At 72.0% G+C, this 19,901-nt stretch carries 16 protein-coding genes; 11 read left to right on the top strand and 5 right to left on the bottom strand.

Annotated features, from left to right (window positions below):
* Positions 1 to 12 precede the first annotated feature (12 nt).
* The 5 genes from ACIQ7D_RS28330 (at position 13) to ACIQ7D_RS28310 (ending at position 7,534) form a co-directional block, all read left to right on the top strand.
* On the top strand, positions 13 to 1,545 hold the full coding sequence (locus ACIQ7D_RS28330; RefSeq protein WP_403942167.1) for an aldehyde dehydrogenase family protein: 1,533 nt from the start codon (positions 13 to 15) through the stop codon (positions 1,543 to 1,545).
* 143 nt (positions 1,546 to 1,688) lie between these two features.
* On the top strand, positions 1,689 to 3,239 hold the full coding sequence (locus ACIQ7D_RS28325) for a GMC family oxidoreductase (RefSeq protein WP_403942164.1): 1,551 nt from the start codon (positions 1,689 to 1,691) through the stop codon (positions 3,237 to 3,239).
* Entirely contained in the window at positions 3,236 to 4,459 is a 1,224-nt protein-coding gene (locus ACIQ7D_RS28320) for a glycine betaine/L-proline ABC transporter ATP-binding protein (protein WP_403942162.1), read from the top strand. The genes ACIQ7D_RS28325 and ACIQ7D_RS28320 overlap by 4 nt, the downstream gene beginning before the upstream one ends.
* Positions 4,456 to 6,543 (top strand): ABC transporter permease subunit, encoded by a 2,088-nt coding sequence (locus ACIQ7D_RS28315; RefSeq protein WP_403942160.1) that lies wholly within the window; start codon positions 4,456 to 4,458, stop codon positions 6,541 to 6,543. Before ACIQ7D_RS28320 ends, ACIQ7D_RS28315 begins: the two co-directional genes overlap by 4 nt.
* A gap of 1 nt (position 6,544) precedes the next feature.
* The gene (locus ACIQ7D_RS28310) at positions 6,545 to 7,534 is read left to right on the top strand and encodes an ABC transporter substrate-binding protein (RefSeq protein ID WP_403942157.1); all 990 of its coding nucleotides are present in this window, start codon (positions 6,545 to 6,547) and stop codon (positions 7,532 to 7,534) included.
* A 179-nt stretch (positions 7,535 to 7,713) separates the two neighbouring features.
* Here ACIQ7D_RS28310 and ACIQ7D_RS28305 read toward each other — a convergent pair whose 3' ends face one another.
* Both ACIQ7D_RS28305 and ACIQ7D_RS28300 read right to left on the bottom strand, forming a co-directional pair.
* A complete protein-coding gene (locus ACIQ7D_RS28305) occupies positions 7,714 to 8,850 on the bottom strand; it encodes a methyltransferase domain-containing protein (RefSeq protein WP_403942155.1) in 1,137 nt (378 codons plus the stop codon).
* 201 nt (positions 8,851 to 9,051) lie between these two features.
* Positions 9,052 to 9,915, bottom strand: a complete 864-nt coding sequence (locus ACIQ7D_RS28300; RefSeq protein WP_403942270.1) for a hypothetical protein — start codon at positions 9,913 to 9,915, stop codon at positions 9,052 to 9,054.
* Between the two features lie 204 nt (positions 9,916 to 10,119).
* Here ACIQ7D_RS28300 and ACIQ7D_RS28295 point away from each other — a divergent pair, with 204 nt between their 5' ends.
* From ACIQ7D_RS28295 to ACIQ7D_RS28285, 3 genes are all read left to right on the top strand, one after another.
* Entirely contained in the window at positions 10,120 to 10,404 is a 285-nt protein-coding gene (locus ACIQ7D_RS28295) for a hypothetical protein (RefSeq protein WP_403942152.1), read from the top strand.
* Complete coding sequence (locus tag ACIQ7D_RS28290; protein WP_403942150.1) at positions 10,404 to 11,624, top strand: glutathionylspermidine synthase family protein; 1,221 nt, start codon at positions 10,404 to 10,406, stop codon at positions 11,622 to 11,624. The genes ACIQ7D_RS28295 and ACIQ7D_RS28290 overlap by 1 nt, the downstream gene beginning before the upstream one ends.
* Before the next feature lie 118 nt (positions 11,625 to 11,742).
* On the top strand, positions 11,743 to 13,194 hold the full coding sequence (locus tag ACIQ7D_RS28285) for a hypothetical protein (protein ID WP_403942148.1): 1,452 nt from the start codon (positions 11,743 to 11,745) through the stop codon (positions 13,192 to 13,194).
* A gap of 22 nt (positions 13,195 to 13,216) precedes the next feature.
* Here ACIQ7D_RS28285 and rocD read toward each other — a convergent pair whose 3' ends face one another.
* A complete protein-coding gene (gene rocD, locus ACIQ7D_RS28280; RefSeq protein ID WP_403942147.1) occupies positions 13,217 to 14,422 on the bottom strand; it encodes an ornithine--oxo-acid transaminase in 1,206 nt (401 codons plus the stop codon).
* Positions 14,423 to 14,654: 232 nt separating this feature from the next.
* On the opposite strand from rocD, the gene trpS reads away from it, so the two are divergent.
* Both trpS and ACIQ7D_RS28270 read left to right on the top strand, forming a co-directional pair.
* A complete protein-coding gene (gene trpS / locus ACIQ7D_RS28275) occupies positions 14,655 to 15,722 on the top strand; it encodes a tryptophan--tRNA ligase (protein WP_403942145.1) in 1,068 nt (355 codons plus the stop codon).
* Positions 15,723 to 15,992: 270 nt separating this feature from the next.
* Entirely contained in the window at positions 15,993 to 16,583 is a 591-nt protein-coding gene (locus ACIQ7D_RS28270; RefSeq protein WP_403942143.1) for a 2'-5' RNA ligase family protein, read from the top strand.
* A gap of 36 nt (positions 16,584 to 16,619) precedes the next feature.
* Here ACIQ7D_RS28270 and ACIQ7D_RS28265 read toward each other — a convergent pair whose 3' ends face one another.
* Positions 16,620 to 17,429 carry an SDR family NAD(P)-dependent oxidoreductase gene (locus ACIQ7D_RS28265; protein WP_403942267.1) on the bottom strand — a complete coding sequence of 270 codons (810 nt, stop codon included), beginning with the start codon at positions 17,427 to 17,429 and terminating at the stop codon, positions 16,620 to 16,622.
* Between the two features lie 114 nt (positions 17,430 to 17,543).
* Between ACIQ7D_RS28265 and ACIQ7D_RS28260 the strand changes: the two genes are divergently transcribed.
* Positions 17,544 to 18,575 carry a YihY/virulence factor BrkB family protein gene (locus ACIQ7D_RS28260; RefSeq protein WP_403942140.1) on the top strand — a complete coding sequence of 344 codons (1,032 nt, stop codon included), beginning with the start codon at positions 17,544 to 17,546 and terminating at the stop codon, positions 18,573 to 18,575.
* Here the strand turns inward: ACIQ7D_RS28260 and ACIQ7D_RS28255 are convergent.
* A complete protein-coding gene (locus ACIQ7D_RS28255) occupies positions 18,523 to 19,839 on the bottom strand; it encodes a D-alanyl-D-alanine carboxypeptidase family protein (RefSeq protein WP_403942138.1) in 1,317 nt (438 codons plus the stop codon). The genes ACIQ7D_RS28260 and ACIQ7D_RS28255 overlap by 53 nt on opposite strands.
* Positions 19,840 to 19,901: the final 62 nt, after the last annotated feature.

The raw sequence follows: 19,901 nt of genomic DNA, 5'->3' as shown, positions 1-19,901 counted from the left end.
CGCTGGTGAGGAATGTTCCGGGAATGGAAGGCAATACGCGACGTGTCGGCACAACAGACGATTCATGTGGACGGAAAGTGGCGGGAAGCCGCGTCCGGCGCCACGCGGGACATCCTCGACCCCGCCGACGCGACGGTGCTCGCCGTCGTGTCCGAAGGCGGGACCCAGGACACCGACGCCGCGGTCGCCGCCGCGCGTGACGCCTTCGACCACGGCCCTTGGCCGCGTACCCCGGTCGCCGAGCGGGCCGGGCTGCTGCGCAGGACCGCCGACCTGCTGATACGCAACCGCGAGAAGATAGCGCTGCTGGAGAGCAGGGACTCGGGCAAGACCCTCGAAGAGGGGCGCGTCGACGTCGACTGTGTCGCGGACGCCTTCCGCTACTTCGCGGACCTCGTGATGAACGAGAGCGGGGGCCGGGTCGTCGACGCCGGTTCGGACACCGTGCACAGCGTGGTCGTCCATGAGCCCGTCGGGGTCTGCGCGCTGATCACCCCCTGGAACTACCCGCTCCTCCAGGCGAGCTGGAAGATCGCCCCGGCGCTCGCCGCGGGCAACACCTTCGTGATCAAGCCGAGCGAGGTCACCCCGCTCTCCACGGTCGACCTCATCGACCTGCTCGCCGAGGCGGGGCTGCCGCCCGGCGTCGCCAACCTCGTGACCGGCGCCGGTGACCCGGTCGGTGCCCGGCTCTCCGCCCACCCCGACGTGGACCTGGTCTCGTTCACCGGCGGCCTCAGCAGCGGTACGAAGGTGATGCAGGCGGCGGCCCCCGGCGTGAAGAAGGTCGCCCTCGAACTCGGCGGCAAGAACCCGAACGTCGTCTTCGCGGACGCCTGCGCCACCGACGAGGGCTTCGACACCGCGGTCGACCAGGCGCTGAACGCCGCCTTCATCCACAGCGGACAGGTCTGCTCCGCCGGTTCCCGCCTGATCATCGAGGAGTCGCTGCGCGAGCGGTTCGTCGGGGAGCTGGCCCGCCGCGCCGAGCGGATCCGGCTCGGCCGGGGCACCGAGGACGGCGTGGAGTGCGGCCCGCTCGTCTCCGCGCGGCAGCTCGCCAGGACCGAGGAGTACGTGGCCTCCGCGCTCGCCGAGGGCGCCGTCCTGCGCTCCGGCGGCAAGCGTCCCGGGCCGTCCGGGGTACGTCCCGACGGCGGCTACTTCTACGAGCCGACCGTCCTCGACCAGTGCCACCGCGAGATGCGTGTCGTACGGGAAGAGGTCTTCGGCCCCGTCCTGACGGTCGAGACCTTCCGTACGGAGGACGAGGCCGTCGCCCTCGCCAACGACACCGAGTACGGGCTCGCGGGCGGCGTGTGGAGCGCGGACGCGGGGCGCGCGCGGCGCGTGGCCGGCCGGCTGCGGCACGGCACCGTCTGGATCAACGACTTCCACCCGTACCTGCCGCAGGCCGAGTGGGGCGGATTCGGCAAGTCCGGCGTCGGACGCGAGCTGGGACCGGCGGGGCTCGCCGAGTACCGCGAGGCCAAGCACGTCTACCAGAACCTCGCACCGGCCCCGGTCCGCTGGTTCAAGGGCTGACACACACCGGGCGAGCACCGGGAGCCCGGCGCTCTCAGGTTCGAAGGCCCGGAACAGCCCCGGACCCGCGCCGGAACAGCCCCGGAACCGCGCCGCGAAAACCTCGTACGACCCTCCAGCAGAGGAGCAGACCACTCATGGGCATGACGGACAGGACGGCCACGTACGACTACGTCGTCGTCGGCGGCGGTACGGCGGGCTCGGTGATCGCCTCCCGGCTCACCGAGAACCCCGGCGTCACCGTCGCCGTCATCGAGGGCGGGCCCTCCGACGTCGACCGCGAGGACGTACTGACCCTGCGGCGCTGGATGGGCCTGCTGGGCGGCGAGCTGGACTACGACTACCCGACGACCGAGCAGCCGCGCGGCAACTCGCACATCAGGCACAGCCGCGCCCGCGTGCTCGGCGGCTGCTCCTCGCACAACACGCTCATCGCGTTCAAGCCGCTGCCGTCCGACTGGGACGAGTGGGCGGCGGCGGGCGCCGAGGGCTGGGACGCGGGCTCCATGGACCCGTACTTCCCCCGGCTGCGCAACAACGTCGTACCGGTCGACGAACGCGACCGCAACGCCATCGCCCGCGACTTCGTCGAGGCGGCCCAGGCGGCGCTGACCGTCCCGCGCGTCGAAGGCTTCAACAAGAAGCCTTTCCACGAGGGCGTCGGCTTCTTCGACCTCGCCTACCACCCGGAGAACAACAAGCGCTCCTCCGCCTCCGTCGCCTACCTCCACCCCTTCCTCGACCGCCCCAACCTCCACCTTCTGCTGGAGACCTGGGCGTACCGGCTGGAGCTGGACGGCACCCGCGCCACCGGCGTACGGGTACGGACCGCCGACGGCGAGGAGAGGCTGATCGAGGCCCGTGCCGAGGTCGTCGTCTGCGCGGGCGCCGTCGACACGCCCCGGCTGCTGCTGCACTCCGGCATCGGCCCGCGCGCCGACCTGGAGAAGCTCGGCATCCCCGTCGTCCACGATCTGCCGGGTGTCGGCGAGAATCTGCTCGACCACCCCGAGTCGGTGATCGTCTGGGAGACCGACGGGCCGATCCCGGAGAACTCGGCGATGGACTCCGACGCGGGGCTCTTCGTCCGGCGCGACCCGGCGGCCGAGGGCCCTGACCTGATGTTCCACTTCTACCAGATCCCCTTCACCGACAACCCGGAGCGCCTCGGGTACGAACGCCCCGAGCACGGCGTGTCGATGACGCCGAACATCCCCAAGCCGCGCAGCCGCGGCCGGCTCTACCTCACGAGCGCGGACCCGCAGGTCAAACCCGCCCTGGACTTCCGCTACTTCACCGACGAGGACGACTACGACGGCCGTACGCTCGTCGACGGCATCAGAATCGCCCGCCGGGTCGCCGCCGCCGAGCCGCTGGCGACCTGGCTGAAGCGCGAGGTCGCGCCGGGTCCGGAGATCACCTCCGACGAGGAACTGAGCGAGTACGCCCGTAAGTGCGCCCACACCGTGTACCACCCCGCCGGCACCTGCCGGATGGGTGCCGCCACCGATGAACAGGCCGTCGTCGCACCCGATCTGCGGATCCGGGGACTCGAATCCGTCCGTATCGCCGACGCGTCGGTCTTCCCGACGATGCCCGCGGTGAACCCGATGATCGGGGTCCTCATGGTCGGGGAGAAGTGCGCGGACCTGCTCATGGGGGCGGCCGACGAGGAGAAAGGGCTGAACGGATGAGCGACGTCGACCATGCCGGGACCACCACGGGAGGCGGGCACCGTACGGACCGGCCGCCCGTCTTCGCCGTACGCGACCTGTGGAAGGTCTTCGGGCCGCAGGCCGGACGTATACCCGCCGACCCGGAACTCGCCGCGCTCACCCCGTCCGAGCTGCGCGAACGCACCGGCTGTACCGCCGCGGTGCGCGATGTCTCCTTCGACGTCCGCAAGGGCGAGGTCTTCGTCGTCATGGGCCTGTCGGGCTCCGGCAAGTCCACGCTCGTACGCTGTCTGACCCGGCTCATCGAGCCGACGTCCGGCGAGATCGCCATCGACGGCGAGGACGTCCTGTCGATGGACACGTCCCGGCTGCGCGCCCTGCGCAGGCACCGGGCCGCCATGGTCTTCCAGCACTTCGGCCTGCTGCCGCACCGCTCCGTGCTCGACAACGTCGCCTACGGCCTGGAGATCCAGGGCATGGGCCGCGCCGAGCGCCGCGAGAAGGCCGCCGAGGTCGTCACCAAGGTCGGCCTCGACGGTCTGGAGGACCGCAGGCCCAGGCAGCTCTCCGGCGGCCAGCAGCAGCGCGTCGGACTGGCCCGCGCGCTCGCCGTCGACCCCCAGGTGCTCCTCTTCGACGAGCCGTTCAGCGCGCTCGACCCGCTGATCCGCCGCGAGATGCAGGAGGAGGTCATCCGGCTGCACCGTGAGGAGGGCCGCACGATGGTCTTCATCACCCATGACCTCAACGAGGCGCTGCGCCTCGGCGACCGTATCGCGCTGATGCGCGACGGCCGGATCGTGCAGCTCGGCACGCCCGAGGAGATCGTCGGGCACCCGGCCGACGCCTACGTACGGGACTTCGTCCGCGACGTACCGCGCGAGCAGGTGATCACCGTACGGGCGGCCATGCGGCCCGTGGCCTCCCCGGGCGCCGGGGACGCCGGTACGGACACGGACACGAAGGCGACCGGGGGCCCGGCCCTCGCGCCGACCGCGACCGTCTCCGAGGCGATCGAGGCGGTGGCACGCTCCGGCGACGCCGTGGCGCGGGTGGTCGACGGGGGCCGGCTCATCGGCGTCGTCGACCACGCGTGCCTGCTCGGGGTGGTCGCGGGGGTCGACGGTACGGCCGGTACATCCGGTACGTCCGTCGCCTCCGGTACGTCCGGTACGTCCGGGACCTCCGGTACGGATGTGGCGGCGCGACCGGAGAACGGAGAGGCGGCCCTGCGATGACCGCCGCCACGGGCACGACCGCCCGCACCGGTTCCGCCCCCGGAGCCGAAGGAACCCCCGGGAGCCCCGGGAACCCTGGGCCCTCCGGGAGCCCCGACGGCCCTGGAACCCCGGGGACCGCCTCAGCGGCCGCCACCGGCCTCTCGGCCGCGCTGCGGCGCCGCCCCGGGCTGGGCAAGCTCCTGCTGTTCGCGGTGTTCGCCGCCGTCCTCGTCCCGCTCGCCCTCACCCGCTGGCCCGGCACCGTCTGGCCCGGAGCGCTGACCGTCGACCTCTCCGGCCCGCTCGGCGGCGCCAGCGACTGGATCATCGACAACCGCGACAGCCACCCGCTCTTCCTCTACTTCTTCGGCTACCTCAGCAATGCCGTCGTCCTCTCCGTACGCGGCGTCTACCTGCTGCTGCTCGCCATGGGCTGGGCCGGGGTCACCGCGGCGGCCGGTCTGATCGCCTGGCGCGTCGCGGGGGTGCGCCTCGCCCTCACCGCCGCCGCTTCCATCGCCCTGTGCGGGGTGCTCGGCATGTGGGTGCCGACGATGCAGACGCTCTCGCTGATGATCGTCGCCGTCGCCGCGTCCGTCGTGGTCGGCGCGCTCCTCGGCCTCGCCGCCGGACTATCCGACCGGCTGCACCGCGCGCTGCGCCCGGTACTCGACACCATGCAGGTACTGCCCGCCTTCGCCTATCTGCTGCCCGTGGTGCTGATCTTCGGCATCGGCGTCCCGGCGGCGGTCCTGGCGACCGTCGTGTACGCGGCCCCGCCGATGGCCCGGCTCACCGCGCTCGGCCTGCGCGAAGCCGACGGCGGCGTGATGGAGGCCGTCACCTCGCTCGGCACGACGGCCAGGCAGCGGCTGCTGACGGCGCGCCTGCCGCTCGCCCGCAAACAGCTTCTTCTCGGCCTCAACCAGACGATCATGATGGCGCTGTCGATGGCCGTCATCGCGTCCGTGATCGGCGCCGGGGGGCTCGGCGACCGGGTCTACCAGGCGCTCGCCACGGTCGACGTCGGCGCGGCGCTCGCCGCCGGGCTGCCGATCGTGCTGCTCGCCGTGGTCCTCGACCGGACGACCGCGGCGGCGGGTTCCGGCCTCGACCGGCCGCCCGCGTCATCGGCGGCGGACCGGATCCGTACGGGGTGGCGCGGCTGGGCCACCGTGGTCGTGGCCGCCGCCCTCGTCGCGCTCGCGGGCCGTCTCGTGGGCCGGCTCGACTGGCCCGAGAGCTGGATCCTCAACATCGCGGAGCCCGTCAACAGCGCCGTCGACTGGATGACCGCGCACCTCTACTCCGGCGTCCCCGTCATCGGCGGCACCGCCGACTGGGCCGGGCACTTCACCACCTGGGTGCTCGACCCGCTGCGCGGCGGACTCCAGGCGCTGCCCTGGTGGGCGCTGCTGCTGGTCGTCGCCGGGCTCGCGCTGCTCATCGGCACCTGGCGGACCGCGCTCACCGCCGTGCTCGCCCTGGCCGCGATCGGCGTGCTCGGCGTCTGGAAGCCGTCCCTGGACACGCTCTCCCAGGTGCTGGCCGCCGTCGCCGTCACCCTGGTCATCGGCTTCGCCACCGGGATCGCGGCGGCCCGCAGCGCCCGCTTCGAGGCACTGCTGCGGCCCGTCCTGGACGTCTTCCAGACCCTGCCGCAGTTCGTCTATCTGATCCCCGTGGTCGCGCTCTTCGGCGTGGGCCGGGCACCGGCGGTCGCCGCGGCCGTCGTCTACGCGCTGCCCGCCGTCGTACGCATCACCACCCAGGGGCTGCGCCAGGTCGACCCGGCCGCGCTGGAATCCGCGCGCTCCCTCGGCGCGACCGCCGGTCAGCAACTGCGCCAGGTCCAACTGCCCCTCGCCGGACCGGCGCTGCGCCTCGCACTCAACCAGGGCGTGGTCCTGGTCCTCGCCGTCGTCATCATCGGCGGTCTGGTCGGTGGCGGGGCGCTCGGTTACGACGTGGTGTTCGGCCTGGCCCAGGGCGACCTGGCGACCGGCCTGGTCGCGGGCGCGGCCATCGTCTGCCTCGGTCTGATGCTGGACCGGGTCACCCAGCCCACGGAACGCCGTGGCGGAGACAGGAAGGGGGCCTGACATGGCGCGTACCCGTACGCGTATCCGTACGGCCGGGGCCCTCGCCTCGGCGACCGCGCTGCTGGCCGTCACCGGCTGCGGCGCGGCCGACATGACCAAGCAGGCGTCGCCGTACGCCAACGCGCAGGGCTCGAAGACGGTCACCCTCTCCGTACAGTCATGGGTCGGGGCGCAGGCCAACGTGGCCGTGGCGACGTATCTGCTCGAACACGAGCTGGGCTACCGCGTGGACACCGTCCAGGTCGACGAGGTCCCCGCGTGGGACGCCCTCAGCCAGGGCCGGGTCGACGCGATCCTGGAGGACTGGGGCCACCCCGAACAGGAACAGCGGTACGTCAAGGACAAGAAGACGATCACCCCGGGCGGCGGGCTCGGGGTCACCGGCCATATCGGCTGGTTCGTCCCCACGTACTACGCGAAGCAGCACCCGGACGTGACGGACTGGCGCAACCTCAACAAGTACGCGGACCAGTTCCGCACCCCGGAGAGCGGCGGAAAGGGCCAGTTGATGGACGGCTCGCCGTCGTACGTCACCAACGACAAGGCCCTGGTGTCCAATCTGAAGCTGGACTACCAGGTCGTCTTCGCGGGATCCGAGGCGGCGCAGATCACCCAGATGAAGCAGTTCGCCAAGGAGAAGAAGCCCTTCCTCACCTACTGGTACACGCCGCAGTGGCTGTTCCAGCGGGTGCCGATGACGGAGGTCGAACTCCCGGAGTACAAGGAGGGCTGCGACGCCGACCCGAAGAAGGTCGCCTGCGCCTATCCGCACACCCCGCTCCAGAAGTACCTGAACGCGGACTTCGCGAAGAAGGGCGGCGGCGCGGCGACGCTGCTGAAGAACTTCCACTGGACGACCGAGGCACAGAACGAGGTCGCCCTGATGATCGCGGAGCAGAAGCTCTCGCCGGAGAAGGCGGCGGAGAAGTGGGTCAAGGCGAACGGGCCGACGTGGAAGAAGTGGCTCCCGAAGCAGGAGGGGGCCTCGTGATCGGCTTGGCCCTCGGTGCCGGGCAGACGTAACGGATCCTGGTCAGGGCCGTCGGACAGCGAGGCCCTGACCGGAGGCCGTGGACCAACCGACCCTTTTGGTCGCCCAGGCGTTCGATCCGGGAGATCCGCTCGGAAGCCGCGCTCTGCCTGCCGTGCCGTACCGGGACGCCCGGCTGACTACACCGGCCCCCAGCGCGGGCCGGTGTGCCGGTCGCCGCTCCAGATGTACTGCGCGTCCGGCGTACGGGTCACGCCGAAGTCGTAGAGCGACGGCGCCTCCGCGTCCTCCCACCTCCGCCGCGCCCGCACGACGGCCTCGGCCAGCCGCCGTGGCCCGCCCCGGCGGGCCACGGCCGGGCCGTCCGCCGTCCCGGTGAGGACCGCCCAGGAGGAATCCCCGTCGTGCAGCAGGGCGGTCGGCCCCTCCGCGCCGCTCCCTGTACTGATCCGTACATCGGGGAGCAGCACCCGCAGCGCGAAGAGCAGGTTCCCGTCCGTGAGCGCTCGCGGGTCCCAGGGGAAGGGGGACTCGGTCTCCGGCGGGACCGCGTCGCGGATCGCGTGGAACGCCCGGCCCGGACCGGCCGCGTACCGGCTCGGCATGAACATCCCCAGGCCCTGCATCCACCCGGAGGCCGACCGGCCGTCGTCGGCCACGGTGAGCGCGACATGCCCGAGCCGGCCCCACGGGGTGACGATCCGGCCGCCGGGGCGGGTCTGTTCCACCCAGGCCCAGGGCACCTCCTCCACCGCGTAGGTCGCGATGAGCCGGTCGTAGGGCGCCCCCTCCGGGAGTCCGAGCGCCCCGTCGCCCACCCGTACGGACACCTCCGCGCCCGCGCCCTTGATCCGCTCGCACGCGGCGGCGGCGAGTTCCGCGTCGAACTCCACGCTGGTGACCCGTCCCGCACCCGCGCGCACACCGAGCAGCGCGGCGTTCCACCCCGCCCCCGTGCCGAGTTCGAGCACGCGGTGGCCGGGTTCGGGCATCAGCGAGTCGAGCATGTCGGCCACGACGGACACGCAGGACAGGCTGGACGTGGGCAGACCATCGGTGACCTGGATGACCGTGGAGTCGTACAACCCCGCGTACACCGCGTCCGCCCACCCCCGGGGATCGGCGGCGCGGTCCACCGCCCCGTACTCCTCGCCGTCCCAGAACCAGACCCGCTCCGGGGCGAACAGGTCCCGGGGCACCGTGTCAACGGCCTCGCGGATCCAGGGGGATTCCCCCGGCCAGCAGCCACCGGACGCCATGTCGTCCGCCAGTCGCCGCCGGTACGCGTCGATGTCCACGGTCTCCAGGCTCTCCACGGCTACTTCCTGCGCTTGCCGCTGGGAGGCGGGGGGTCGGGCACCTTGCTGTCGGAGTTCCCCGGTGGAGGCTTGCCCTGGGAGGGGGCAGGATCAGGCTTGTTGTGATCACCCATAGTGTTCTCCCGCGTCGTGAACGTTACGAAGCTATCGTCACGCAAAGTGACCGACACGGGCAAGGTGTCCCACTGCCTCTGGCGTCTACTCGCCAAGGGTGGACTCCGACCTCGCCGCTGCCGCGTCTCCACGACCCGGTCCGGGCTCACCGAAGCGCGCCAGCGCCAGCGCTCCCGCCACCGCGACCGCGAAACCCGTCACCGCCAGCCATTCCAGCCCGCCCCGCGTCCGGTCGCCCAGCCAGGCCACGCCCACCAGGGCCGGGCCGATCGTTTCGCCGAGGACCAGGCCCGCCGTCGCCGTGGTCACCGAGCCGCGCTGGAGGGCCGAGGTGAGCAGCAGGAACGCGGCGGCGCCACCCAGCAGCAGGGCGTAGAGCGCCGGGTTCGCCAGGTCGAGGGGGTCGGCCGGGTCGATCAGCCGGACGGCCACCTCCACCACCCCGAAGCCGAACCCCGAGCCCAGCCCGAGCACCAGGGCCCGCGCCCGGCCCGGGAGGCGCCCCGCCGCGGCGCCCGCCACGGGGATCGCCAGTGCCACCGCCAGCAGGGACCAGCGCAGGGCGGCCGAGCCCGTACCGTGGCCCTCCCCGCCCGAGGCCAGGCCCAGCATCGCGAGGCCGCCGCAGACCACCGCCACCGCGGCCCATTCCGTGGAGCTGAGGCGTACACGCAGCACCCGCGCGGCGACCACCGCCGTCACCGCCAGGCTCGCGGCGAGCGCCGCGCCCACCGCGTAGATCGGCAGCGCGCGCAGCGCCACGATCTGGAGGACGAACCCCAGGGCGTCCAGCCCCAGACCGGCCGCGTACCGCCACTGCCGCAGGGCACGCAGCAGCAGCGCGGGATCGACCCCCGAACCCGTCCCGGGCTCCGCGGCGCGCGCCGCGACGGCCTGGAGTACGGAGGCGGTGCCGTAGCAGACCGCCGAGCCCAGCGCGCAGATCATCCCAAGAAGCACAAAGTGACTCTAGTCCGCCTTGAGATGGACCCAACAGCGGTGAACGGTGCACCGTCCTTACAGTGCGGCGAACCGGCCATCCAGGGCCTCTCGTTTGGATCTTGCTGGGCTCAGCCAGATCCAAACGAAAGGCCCTAGTGTGTTCGGGCGGCCACGTGGCTGGAATCGAACATCACGGGGGAGGTGCGGCACATGTCCGCACGGCAACGGAAGCTGAGGTCGAGCACGGTCGTGCTCGGATCCATGGGAGTGCTGGCGCTCGCGCTCACGTCCTGCGGCTCGGAGCCCGACAAACGGTGCGCCGACCGTACGACCAAGGAGACCCTGCCCAGTTCCCAGTGCAAGAGCGGCGGCAGCGGCTCGTACTACTACGGCGGCTCCAGCAGCAAGGGCAAGGTCGACGGCGGCAGCTTCGACAAGTCCGCCGTCGACCGTGGCGGCTTCGGCTGCTCCAGCTCCGGATCCGGTGGCGGCTGATGCGACGTCACACCATCGCCCCGCGCCCCGGCTGGCAGCGGACCATCGAGGAACAGGGCGTCGTCTACCCGCTCACCCGCTACCCGGACGGCTCCCTGCGCCCGTACTGGGACGAGAGCGCCTACTACACCTTCACCCTGCCCGAGGTGGAGGCCCTCGAAGAGGTCGTCGAGGAACTGCACGCCCTCTGCCTGGACGCCGCCGCGCACATCGTCGCGCGGGACCGCTTCGCCGACCTCGGCATCACCGACCCCCGGCTGGCCGGGCTGATCTCCGAGTCCTGGCGGCGCCGCGCCGAACTGCCTTCCCTGTACGGCCGGTTCGACCTGCACTACGACGGCACCGGGCCGGCGAAGATGCTGGAGTACAACGCCGACACGCCCACCTCGCTGGTCGAGGCCGCGAGCGCCCAGTGGTTCTGGATGGAGGATCGTTTCCCCGGCGCCGACCAGTGGAACTCCCTCCACGAACGCCTCGTCGACGCCTGGCGCCGGCAGGCCGCCCTGCTGCCGCCGGGCCCCGTCCACTTCGCGCACTCCGACGGCGACGAACTGGGCGAGGACCTGATGACCGTCGCCTACCTGCGCGAGACCGCCGCGCAGGCCGGCCTGGACACCGAGGCGCTCTCCGTCGAGGAGATCGGCTGGGACCGGCTCTCCGGCCGCTTCGTCGACGACCGGCTCCGGTACATCCGTACCTGCTTCAAGCTCTATCCCTGGGAGTGGCTGGCCACCGACCGGTTCGGCCCGCATGTCCTGGACACCCTCGACAACGGCGGCGGTACGGGCACCACCTGCTGGATCGAACCCGCCTGGAAGATGCTCCTCTCCAACAAGGCGCTCCTCGCGATCCTCTGGGAGCTGAACCCCGGCCACCCCCACCTCCTCCCCGCCCATCTCGACGGCCCCCGCGAACTCGCCGCCACCCGAGGCTATGTCGCCAAGCCGCTGCTGGGCCGCGAGGGCGCCGGGGTCACGGTCCACGAGCCGGGCGGGCCGCCGGTGGTCCGGGACGAGGCGTGCTGCTACCAGGAACTGGCCCCGCTGCCCGCCTTCGACGGCAACCATGTCGTCCTCGGCGCGTGGGTGGTCGGGGACGAGGCGGCCGGGCTCGGCATCCGCGAGTCGGCGGGCCTGATCACGGACGAGTACGCGCGCTTCCTGCCCCACGTCATCCCGGCCGACGCGACCCGGGGCGGCGCCATCATACCCTCGACGTGACCCGGGGGCGGCCCCGCCATCCGGTCAACGTGACCCGGGGCGGCCCCTGTTCACCGGATCGGGTTCTCTTTTCGCGGATCCCGGCGCGCCCGGGGACCGGTCGCCGTACCGTCCCGGCATGCGCAAGTCACTGGTCCCCGGTCCCCGCGCGGAGCTGCTCTCCGTCGGGGACTGCGCCTCCCGCCCCACGCAGGAAGTCGCCGACGCGAGCGCCGCGAGTTTCGAGGTCTTCGTCCGCGCCGCCCTCGCGGACGCGTTCCTGAGGAAGACCCGGGACACCACCTCCGCGTGGCTGCGCTCGCCGGAGACGCACCACGACTGGCTGGACGCGCTGACCTTCGCCGCCGGTGAACTGCAGATCGCCTGCGAACGGCTCCGCTACCGGGGCGACGCCCGGCTGCGCGCCAACCAGCGACGGCTGGAGCAGGTCCAGGCCCGCCTGATGGAGGCACGCCGGGTGCGGCGCGCCTACCAGGACGAGAACCAGCGCGCCGGCCGCGAATGGCAGAACATGTGCGACGCCGTCTTCACCGCCCGGTCCTGGCTGCGCGGGGCGTACGGCGACGAGGCGGACGCGGTGCGCCGGGAGCTGTGCGCGGAGCGCGGCATCCCCGAAAGCGCGCCGTACCAGGAGCCCGCGCGGAACGCGCTGCACGGCATCGAGATCGCCTGCCGCAGCAAGCTGATCGACCCGCTGGTCACGACCGACGTGGCCCGCCTGATGGCCGCTCCCGACCACGCCTTCCGGCTCGTGGTCGCCAACGACGCCAAGGAGCAGGAGGAACGTAGTACGGCGTTACGCCACCCCCTGCTGCTGCGCCGCTGGGAGGCGGCCGTCCACGAACTGCTGACGGAGCTGGTGCCCCGGGCGCGCGCCGACTCCACGACCGCCCTCGGCGACCTGGGGGACATCTCGGGCCTGACCGGCCAGGAGGTCTACACGCTGCTCAACAGCCGCCGCTTCTACGTGGCGTTGCACTACCGGCTGACCGAGCTGGCGCGGATCGTCCGCCGCCTCACCGAGGACTGCCGGGCCCGCCAGGAGCGCCTGCGCGCCCCCTGGTACGCGGTGGAGGTGGAGGTACGGGCGGAACTGGCCCGCCGTCACCCTCGCGAGTACGCCTGGATCCGCCGCCAGATGGAACCGTTCGGCACGCCGGTGGGCAGCCGTACGCTCGACCCGGAGTGGGCGAACAACTCGCAGCGGCGGGGCGCGCTCAAGGCCCATGTGATGCGCAGTCTGGCGAGCGGTGTGTTCGAGCCGTACGTACAGGAGGAGCGCGGGCCCGCCGCGCCCGCCGTGGAGCCGTCCCTGTTCGCCGCGCTGATGCGGCGGAAGGTCGCGGCGGGTGAGATCAGCCTGAAGGGGGCGAAGACCCGGCGGGAGCGGAACAACCGGCGCTGGAGAGCGGAACAGGAGGCGAGGACCCGGCTGACATCGGAGGAGCCCCCGGCCCCACCGCGGATTCCGGCCCAAGCACAGCCCCGGCCCCAGCAGCAGCCACTGCCACAGGCCGTGGTCCGGCCCGAGCCCCAGCCGCAGCCTCCGCCCCGGGCCGCCACGCGCTGATCCGCTCCGGGCGGGCCGGCCCCTACCCCGCCAGCACCGCCCGCACCTGGTCGAGCCCCCAGTCCAGGTCCTCCTTGCTGATCACCAGCGGCGGGGCGATCCGGATCGTGGAGCCGTGCGTGTCCTTCACCAGGACGCCCCGGTCCATCAGCCGCTCCGAGATCTCCCGGCCCGTCCCGCGCGCCGGATCGATGTCCACCCCGGCCCACAGCCCCCGGCCGCGTACCGCCTTCACCGTCCCGCCGGCCGTCAGCAGCCCCAGCTCCCGGTGGAGATGGTCGCCCAGCTCCGTCGCGCGCTGCTGGAACTCCCCGGTCCGCAGCATCGCGATGACCTCCAGCGCGACCGCGCACGCCAGCGGGTTCCCGCCGAACGTCGACCCGTGTTCACCGGGCCGGTGCACACCCAGCACCGCCGCGGAGGAGACCACCGCCGACACCGGGACCACCCCGCCGCCGAGCGCCTTGCCGAGCACGTACATGTCCGGCACCACGTTCTCGTGTTCGCAGGCGAAGGTCGCGCCCGTCCTGCCCAGCCCCGACTGGATCTCGTCCGCGATGAAGAGCACGTTCCGTTCCCGGGTCAGCTCGCGCACCCCGGCCAGATAGCCGGGCGGCGGGACCAGCACCCCGGCCTCGCCCTGGATCGGCTCCAGCAGCACGGCCACGGTGTTCTCGGTCAGCGCCTCCTCCATGGCCGTGAGGTCGCCGTACGGCACGATCTCGAACCCCGGGGTGTACGGACCGAAGTCCGCGCGGGCCTCCGCGTCCGTGGAGAAGCTGATGATCGTCGTCGTACGGCCGTGGAAGTTGTTGCCCGCCACGACGATCTTCGCCATACCGTCCGGCACGCCCTTGACGCGGTACCCCCACTTCCTGGCGGTCTTCACCGCCGTCTCCACCGCCTCGGCGCCGGTGTTCATCGGCAGGACCATCTCCATGCCGCACAGGTCGGCCAGCTCCGCACAGAAGTCCGCGAACCGGTCGTGGTGGAACGCCCGGGACGTCAGTGTCACCCTCTCCAACTGCGCCTTGGCGGCCTCGATGAGGCGCCGGTTGCCATGGCCGAAATTGAGTGCCGAGTACCCGGCGAGCATGTCGAGGAAGCGCCGTCCCTCGACATCCGTCATCCACGCGCCGTCCGCCGAGGCGACGACGACGGGCAGCGGATGGTAGTTGTGCGCACTGTGGGCCTCCGCCGAGGCGATGGCGCTCTCCGTTGTCGACACGGGACTCTCCGATCGGTCAGGGCAAGCTGGCACGCTCCGCGGCGCCGGCGGGGCACAGCCCCACTTTCTTTCGTCGCACACGGTCCGGACGATGAAAGCTTGCCCGGAGCGGCGCCCGATTGAACAGGTTCCCCGTTCCGCACTCCGCCCACCGGCCTACCCTCCGGCCTCCTTCCGGCGCCCTCCGGAGATCCGTTTCGAGCTGTCGGTCCCACCTGAGACAATGCTGAACATGGCCTCTGATCGCCCACCCGTCGCCCACCACCACCCTCAAACGGGGCACTCCGTGCCGTCCCCTCGTTTGAGTGCCCTCTCCGGAATCCAGCCCACCGCAGGCTCGTTCCACCTTGGGAACTACCTCGGTGCGGTGCGCCAGTATGTGGCGCTGCAGGAGTCCCATGACGCGTTCTACATGGTCGTGGACCTGCACGCGATCACCGTTCCGCAGGACCCCGCCGCGCTGCGCGCCAATACGCGGCTGGCCGTCGCCCAGCTCCTGGCCGCCGGGCTCGATCCGCAGCGGTGCACGCTCTTCGTCCAGAGCCATGTTCCCGAGCACGCCCAGCTCGCCTGGGTCATGAACTGCATCACGGGCTTCGGCGAGGCGTCCCGGATGACGCAGTTCAAGGACAAGTCGGCCAAGGAAGGCACGGACCGCGCCACGGTCGGCCTGTTCACGTACCCGATCCTCCAGGTCGCGGACATCCTGCTCTACCAGGCCGACGCGGTCCCGGTCGGTGAGGACCAGCGCCAGCACATCGAGCTGACCCGGGACCTCGCGGAGCGCTTCAACAGCCGCTTCGGACCGACGTTCACGGTCCCGGCGCCGCACATCGTCAGGGAGGTCGCCAAGATCTACGACCTCCAGGACCCCGCGATCAAGATGAGCAAGTCGGCGTCCACGCCGAAGGGCCTGATCAACCTGCTGGACGAGCCGAAGGCCACGGCGAAGAAGATCAAGAGCGCCGTCACGGACACCGGCACGGAGATCCGCTTCGACGCGGCGGCCAAGCCCGGCGTCAGCAATCTGCTGACGATCCACTCCACCCTCACGGGCACGTCCGTCGCGGATCTGGAGCGGCGTTACGAGGGCAAGGGGTACGGCGCGCTGAAGACGGACCTGGCGGAGGTGATGGTCGAATTCGTCACACCCTTCAGGACCCGTACTCAGGAATATCTGGACGACCCCGAGACGTTGGACGCCATCCTGGCGGCGGGGGCCGAGAAGGCCCGTACGGTCGCCGCGGAGACGCTGGCCCAGGCGTACGGGAGAGTCGGCTTCCTGCCCGCCAAACACTGAGCCAGGTGCCGGAACGGAGGCGCCGGCGGGCCGTCCGTACGGACGAATCCGCGTGACGCGGGTACGTCAGGCGGTTACGCCATGTACGGACGCCGGCCCCCGGTCCGGCGAGCGGTGGCCAGCACGGCGGTGCGACCGTCACACTGGCGGGCGGTGCACCTGAGCAGGACCGGCAGGACCCGCCGGTCAGGGGCGGCAGCCGGACCGGCCGACCCGGACCGGCCGACAGCGACAGCGACAGAGATCGACCCAGAGACTGAGGAGAACGACGTGGGGACCGTAACGCTCGGCGTTTCGATCGCGGTCCCGGAGCCCTACGGCACTCTGATCCAGGAGCGGCGTGCGAGCTTCGGTGACTCCGCCGCGCACGCCATCCCCACGCATGTCACGCTGCTGCCGCCCACCGAGGTGGACGCGTCGGCGCTGCCCGCGATCGAGGCGCATCTCGCCGCCGTCGCCTCGGCCGGCCGGCCCTTCCCCATGCGGCTCTCCGGCACCGGTACGTTCCGCCCGCTCTCCCCGGTCGTCTTCATCCAGGTCGTCGAGGGCGCGTCCGCCTGCGCCTGGCTCCAGAAGCGGGTCAGGGACTCCTCGGGGCCGCTCGTGCGCGAGCTGCAGTTCCCGTACCACCCGCATGTGACCGTCGCACACGGCATCGCGGAGGACGCGATGGACCGGGCCTACGAGGAGCTGTCGGAGTACGGGGCGCAGTGGAGCTGCACCTCGTTCGCGCTGTACGAACAGGGCACGGACGGTGTCTGGCGCAAGGTGCAGGAGTACGCCTTCGGCGGCGGTACGGAGAGCTCGCCGGTGCCCTCCCAGTCCACCCCCGCCGACCGCCCGGCCTCCCTGAATCCGTAGGAACCGCGGCCGGTCACCCGCAGGAACCGTGGCCGGTCAGATGGGCAGCCTGCGGAAGAGCGTGCGCGGCAGCACCCGCAGCGCCGTCGCCAGCACCCGCAGCGCCCCCGGCACCCACACCGTCTCCGCGCCCCGGCGCAGCCCCGCCTCGACGGCCACCGCCACCTCCGCGGGCGTCGTCGCCAGCGTCAGGGCCGTCGGCGCCTGCGCCCCGGCCGGCGGGAGCTGCCCGCGCCGCGCCGGCGTCCACGGCCGTACGAAGCCGGGCCGTACGACCATGACCCGTACCCCGGTGCCCTGCATCGCGTCCCCCAGCCCCTGCGTGAACGCGTCGAGGCCCGCCTTGCTCGACCCGTAGATGAAGTCGGCGCGCCGGGCCCGTTCCGCGGCCATCGACGAGAGCACCACCAGCGCGCCGTGCCCCTGCGCCTGGAGGGCCGCCGCGCAGACCAGCCCGGCGGAGACCCCGCCCGTGTAGTTCGTCTGCGCCACCCGCGCCGCCGCCGGGGGATCCGCCTCGTCCCGCGCCTGGTCGCCCAGGACACCGAAGGCGAGCAGCACCAGGTCGACCGGGCCGTCCGCGAAGACCTTCCCCAGCGTCTCCGCGTGCGCCCCGGGGTCCAGGGCGTCGAACGCGACGGTACGGACATCCGCGCCGCCCGGGGTCCGCAGCCCCGCCGCGGCGGCCTCCAGCGCGGGGGAGGAGCGGCCCGCCAGCCGGACCGTACGGGTGCCGCGGACGATCAGCCGGCGCGCGGTGGCCAGCCCGATCTCCGACGTGCCGCCGAGAACGAGCAGGGACCGCGGGATACCGGAGGCGGGCGAGGTGCCGGAGGCGTCCTTCATCGGTGAGCGCATGCACGCGACCGTATCGCCAGGATCGCCCTATATCTCACTCTTGCGCGCTCTTGTCGCGATGCCCGCAGGGATACTCGTATGAATGGGGGTAGACACCTCTTCATGGACTGGCTGAAAAACCTCCCTGTCATCGGTCCGGTCATGGCCCGGCTGATGCGGACCCACGCCTGGCGCTCGTACGAGAGGCTCGACCGGGTCCACTGGACACGGCTCGCCGCCGCCATCACGTTCATCAGCTTTCTCGCGCTCTTCCCGCTGATCACCGTGGGCGCGGCCATCGGCGCCGTACTGCTCAGCAAGGGGCAGCTCGACCGGCTCCAGGGGAGCATCGCCAAGCAGGTCCCCGGTATCTCGCAGCAGCTCGACCTCAACGCCCTCGTCGCCAACGCGGGCACGGTCGGACTGGTGGCCGGGGCGCTGCTGCTCTTCACCGGTATCGGCTGGATCGGCTCGATGCGGGAGTGTCTGCGGGCCGTCTGGGAGCTGGAGGACCCGCAGGACGGCAACCCCTTCCTGCTCAAGGGCAAGGACGGCGTGGTGCTGCTGGGCCTCGGCGGGGTCGGCCTCGCCTCGCTGGCCGCCTCGGGGCTCGGTTCGACAGCGGTCGGCTGGAGCGCCGACAAGCTCGGCATCTCCGAGGGCGGGGCGGGCGGCGCACTGCTCCAGACCGCCGCCCTCGTGGTGGCGGTGGTGGCCGACTTCCTGCTGCTCCTGTACGTCCTGACGCTGCTGCCCCGCGTCCACCCGCCCCGCCGCAGGCTCGTCGTCGCCGCGCTGATCGGCGCCGTCGGCTTCGAACTGCTGAAGCTGCTGCTCGGCGGCTACATGAGGAGCGTGGCGACGAAGAGCATGTACGGCGCGTTCGGGGTGCCGGTGGCGCTGCTGCTCTGGATCAACTTCACGGCGAAGCTGCTGCTGTTCTGCGCCGCTTGGACGGCGACGCGGAGCAAGCGGGAGGAGGACGCGGAAGCGGCCGAGGCTGACGACGACGGGAACGGGGACGGAGACGGGGACACTGCCGGTGGTGCCGGGACCGGGACCGGTGCGGGTGCCGGTGCCGGCGACGCGGCGTACGGCGGTGCTACCCGCGCGGACGGCGCCGGACCAGGTCGGGCAGCGGCCAGCGCCGGTTGACCAGGTACCCCGTACCGGCCAGCAGGACCAGCGCCCCGCCCGTGATGCCGAGCGCCACCCCGGCCCCGCCCGTACCACCGCTGTTCGCCGCCGCCACGGTGGAGGCGTGGCCGCCGCCCGTCTCCCCGACCTGCGTGGGCGCCGGGGACGGGCTCGTACGGGCGGACTTCGGCGGCACCAGCACGCCCACCGGCTTCACCTTGCCGCTCGCCGCGAATCCCCAGTCCAGCAGCCGCGCCGTCTCCTGGTAGACCGCGTGGGCCTCGGTGGACGACGGGTTCATGACCGTGACCAGCAGCTTCTTGCCGTCGCGCTCGGCCACCCCGGTGAAGGTGTTCCCCGCGTGCGTGGTGCTGCCGTTCTTCACCCCCGCGATACCCCGGTACTGGGCCACGCCGTTGGCACCGGTCAGCAGCCGGTTGGTGTTCTGGATCTCGAAGTTCTCCCGTACGGGCTTGAAGCCCTCCTTCTTCTCGCCCTCCTTCGGCTTGGAGAACTCGCCGGGGAACTTGGCCGACTGCGTCGAGCTGTACTCCCGGAACTCCTTCTTCTGGAGGCCGGAGCGGGCGATCAGCGTCAGGTCGTACGCGCTGGAGACCTGGCCCTTCTCGTCGTAGCCGTCGGGCGTGACCACATGCGTGTCCAGCGCCTGCAACTCGTCGGCCTGCGCCTGCATCTCCCCGACCGTCTTCTCCACCCCGCCGTTCATGGAGGAGAGCACATGGACGGCGTCGTTGCCGGAGCGCAGGAAGACGCCGAGCCACAGATCGTGGACCGAGTACGTGAGGTTCTCCTTCACCCCGACCAGACTGCTGCCGGCGCCCACGCCCGCGAGGTCGGCGTTGGTGACCTTGTGCTGCTCCGTCGCGGGCAGCTTCGGCAGCAGCGTGTCCGCGAAGAGCATCTTGAGCGTGGAGGCGGGCGGCAGCCGCCAGTGCGCGTTGTGCGACGCCAGTACGTCACCGGACTCGGCGTCCGCGACGATCCAGGACCGGCCGCTCAGCTTCTTCGGCAGCACCGGCACGCCCGCGCCGAGATGCACCTGCGTACCCGCCTTTCCGAGCACGGTCCCGCCGACCGTGGACATCGAGGCGGGCGGCCGGGGCTGCTTCTTGCCGGGCGCGTCGGCCGCGCTGTCGGCGGAGGCCGTGGGTGCCTCGGGTGTCCCGGGCGCCGAGGTGGCCGCGGCGGCGGGCAGGGCGGCTATCACGGGCAGCAGAGCGGCGGCGAGGACCGTCACAGCGGTCTTTTTCAGAGCGGGCACGACCGAGAACGTACATGCGTCGGCCATGGACGCGGACACCGGCGGATCTCCTGGACCCCGCT

Origin of the sequence: Streptomyces sp. NPDC096310 (genome assembly GCF_044763125.1) — a bacterium.
Taxonomy (GTDB): Bacteria; Actinomycetota; Actinomycetes; order Streptomycetales; family Streptomycetaceae; genus Streptomyces.
The sequence above is the reverse complement of the archived record's forward strand: the minus strand, read 5'-3'. Positions and strand labels throughout refer to the sequence as shown.

What these genes read in the sequence shown, in the direction of transcription:
- ACIQ7D_RS28330 (WP_403942167.1), top strand. Translation starts at nt 13, where the DNA reads ATGTTCCGGGAATGGAAGGCAATACGCGACGTGTCGGCACAACAGACG.
- ACIQ7D_RS28325 (WP_403942164.1), top strand. Translation starts at nt 1,689, where the DNA reads ATGACGGACAGGACGGCCACGTACGACTACGTCGTCGTCGGCGGCGGT.
- ACIQ7D_RS28320 (WP_403942162.1), top strand. Translation starts at nt 3,236, where the DNA reads ATGAGCGACGTCGACCATGCCGGGACCACCACGGGAGGCGGGCACCGT.
- ACIQ7D_RS28315 (WP_403942160.1), top strand. Translation starts at nt 4,456, where the DNA reads ATGACCGCCGCCACGGGCACGACCGCCCGCACCGGTTCCGCCCCCGGA.
- ACIQ7D_RS28310 (WP_403942157.1), top strand. Translation starts at nt 6,545, where the DNA reads ATGGCGCGTACCCGTACGCGTATCCGTACGGCCGGGGCCCTCGCCTCG.
- ACIQ7D_RS28300 (WP_403942270.1), bottom strand. Translation starts at nt 9,915, where the DNA reads ATGATCTGCGCGCTGGGCTCGGCGGTCTGCTACGGCACCGCCTCCGTA.
- ACIQ7D_RS28295 (WP_403942152.1), top strand. Translation starts at nt 10,120, where the DNA reads ATGTCCGCACGGCAACGGAAGCTGAGGTCGAGCACGGTCGTGCTCGGA.
- ACIQ7D_RS28290 (WP_403942150.1), top strand. Translation starts at nt 10,404, where the DNA reads ATGCGACGTCACACCATCGCCCCGCGCCCCGGCTGGCAGCGGACCATC.
- ACIQ7D_RS28285 (WP_403942148.1), top strand. Translation starts at nt 11,743, where the DNA reads ATGCGCAAGTCACTGGTCCCCGGTCCCCGCGCGGAGCTGCTCTCCGTC.
- trpS (WP_403942145.1), top strand. Translation starts at nt 14,655, where the DNA reads ATGGCCTCTGATCGCCCACCCGTCGCCCACCACCACCCTCAAACGGGG.
- ACIQ7D_RS28265 (WP_403942267.1), bottom strand. Translation starts at nt 17,429, where the DNA reads ATGAAGGACGCCTCCGGCACCTCGCCCGCCTCCGGTATCCCGCGGTCC.
- ACIQ7D_RS28260 (WP_403942140.1), top strand. Translation starts at nt 17,544, where the DNA reads ATGGACTGGCTGAAAAACCTCCCTGTCATCGGTCCGGTCATGGCCCGG.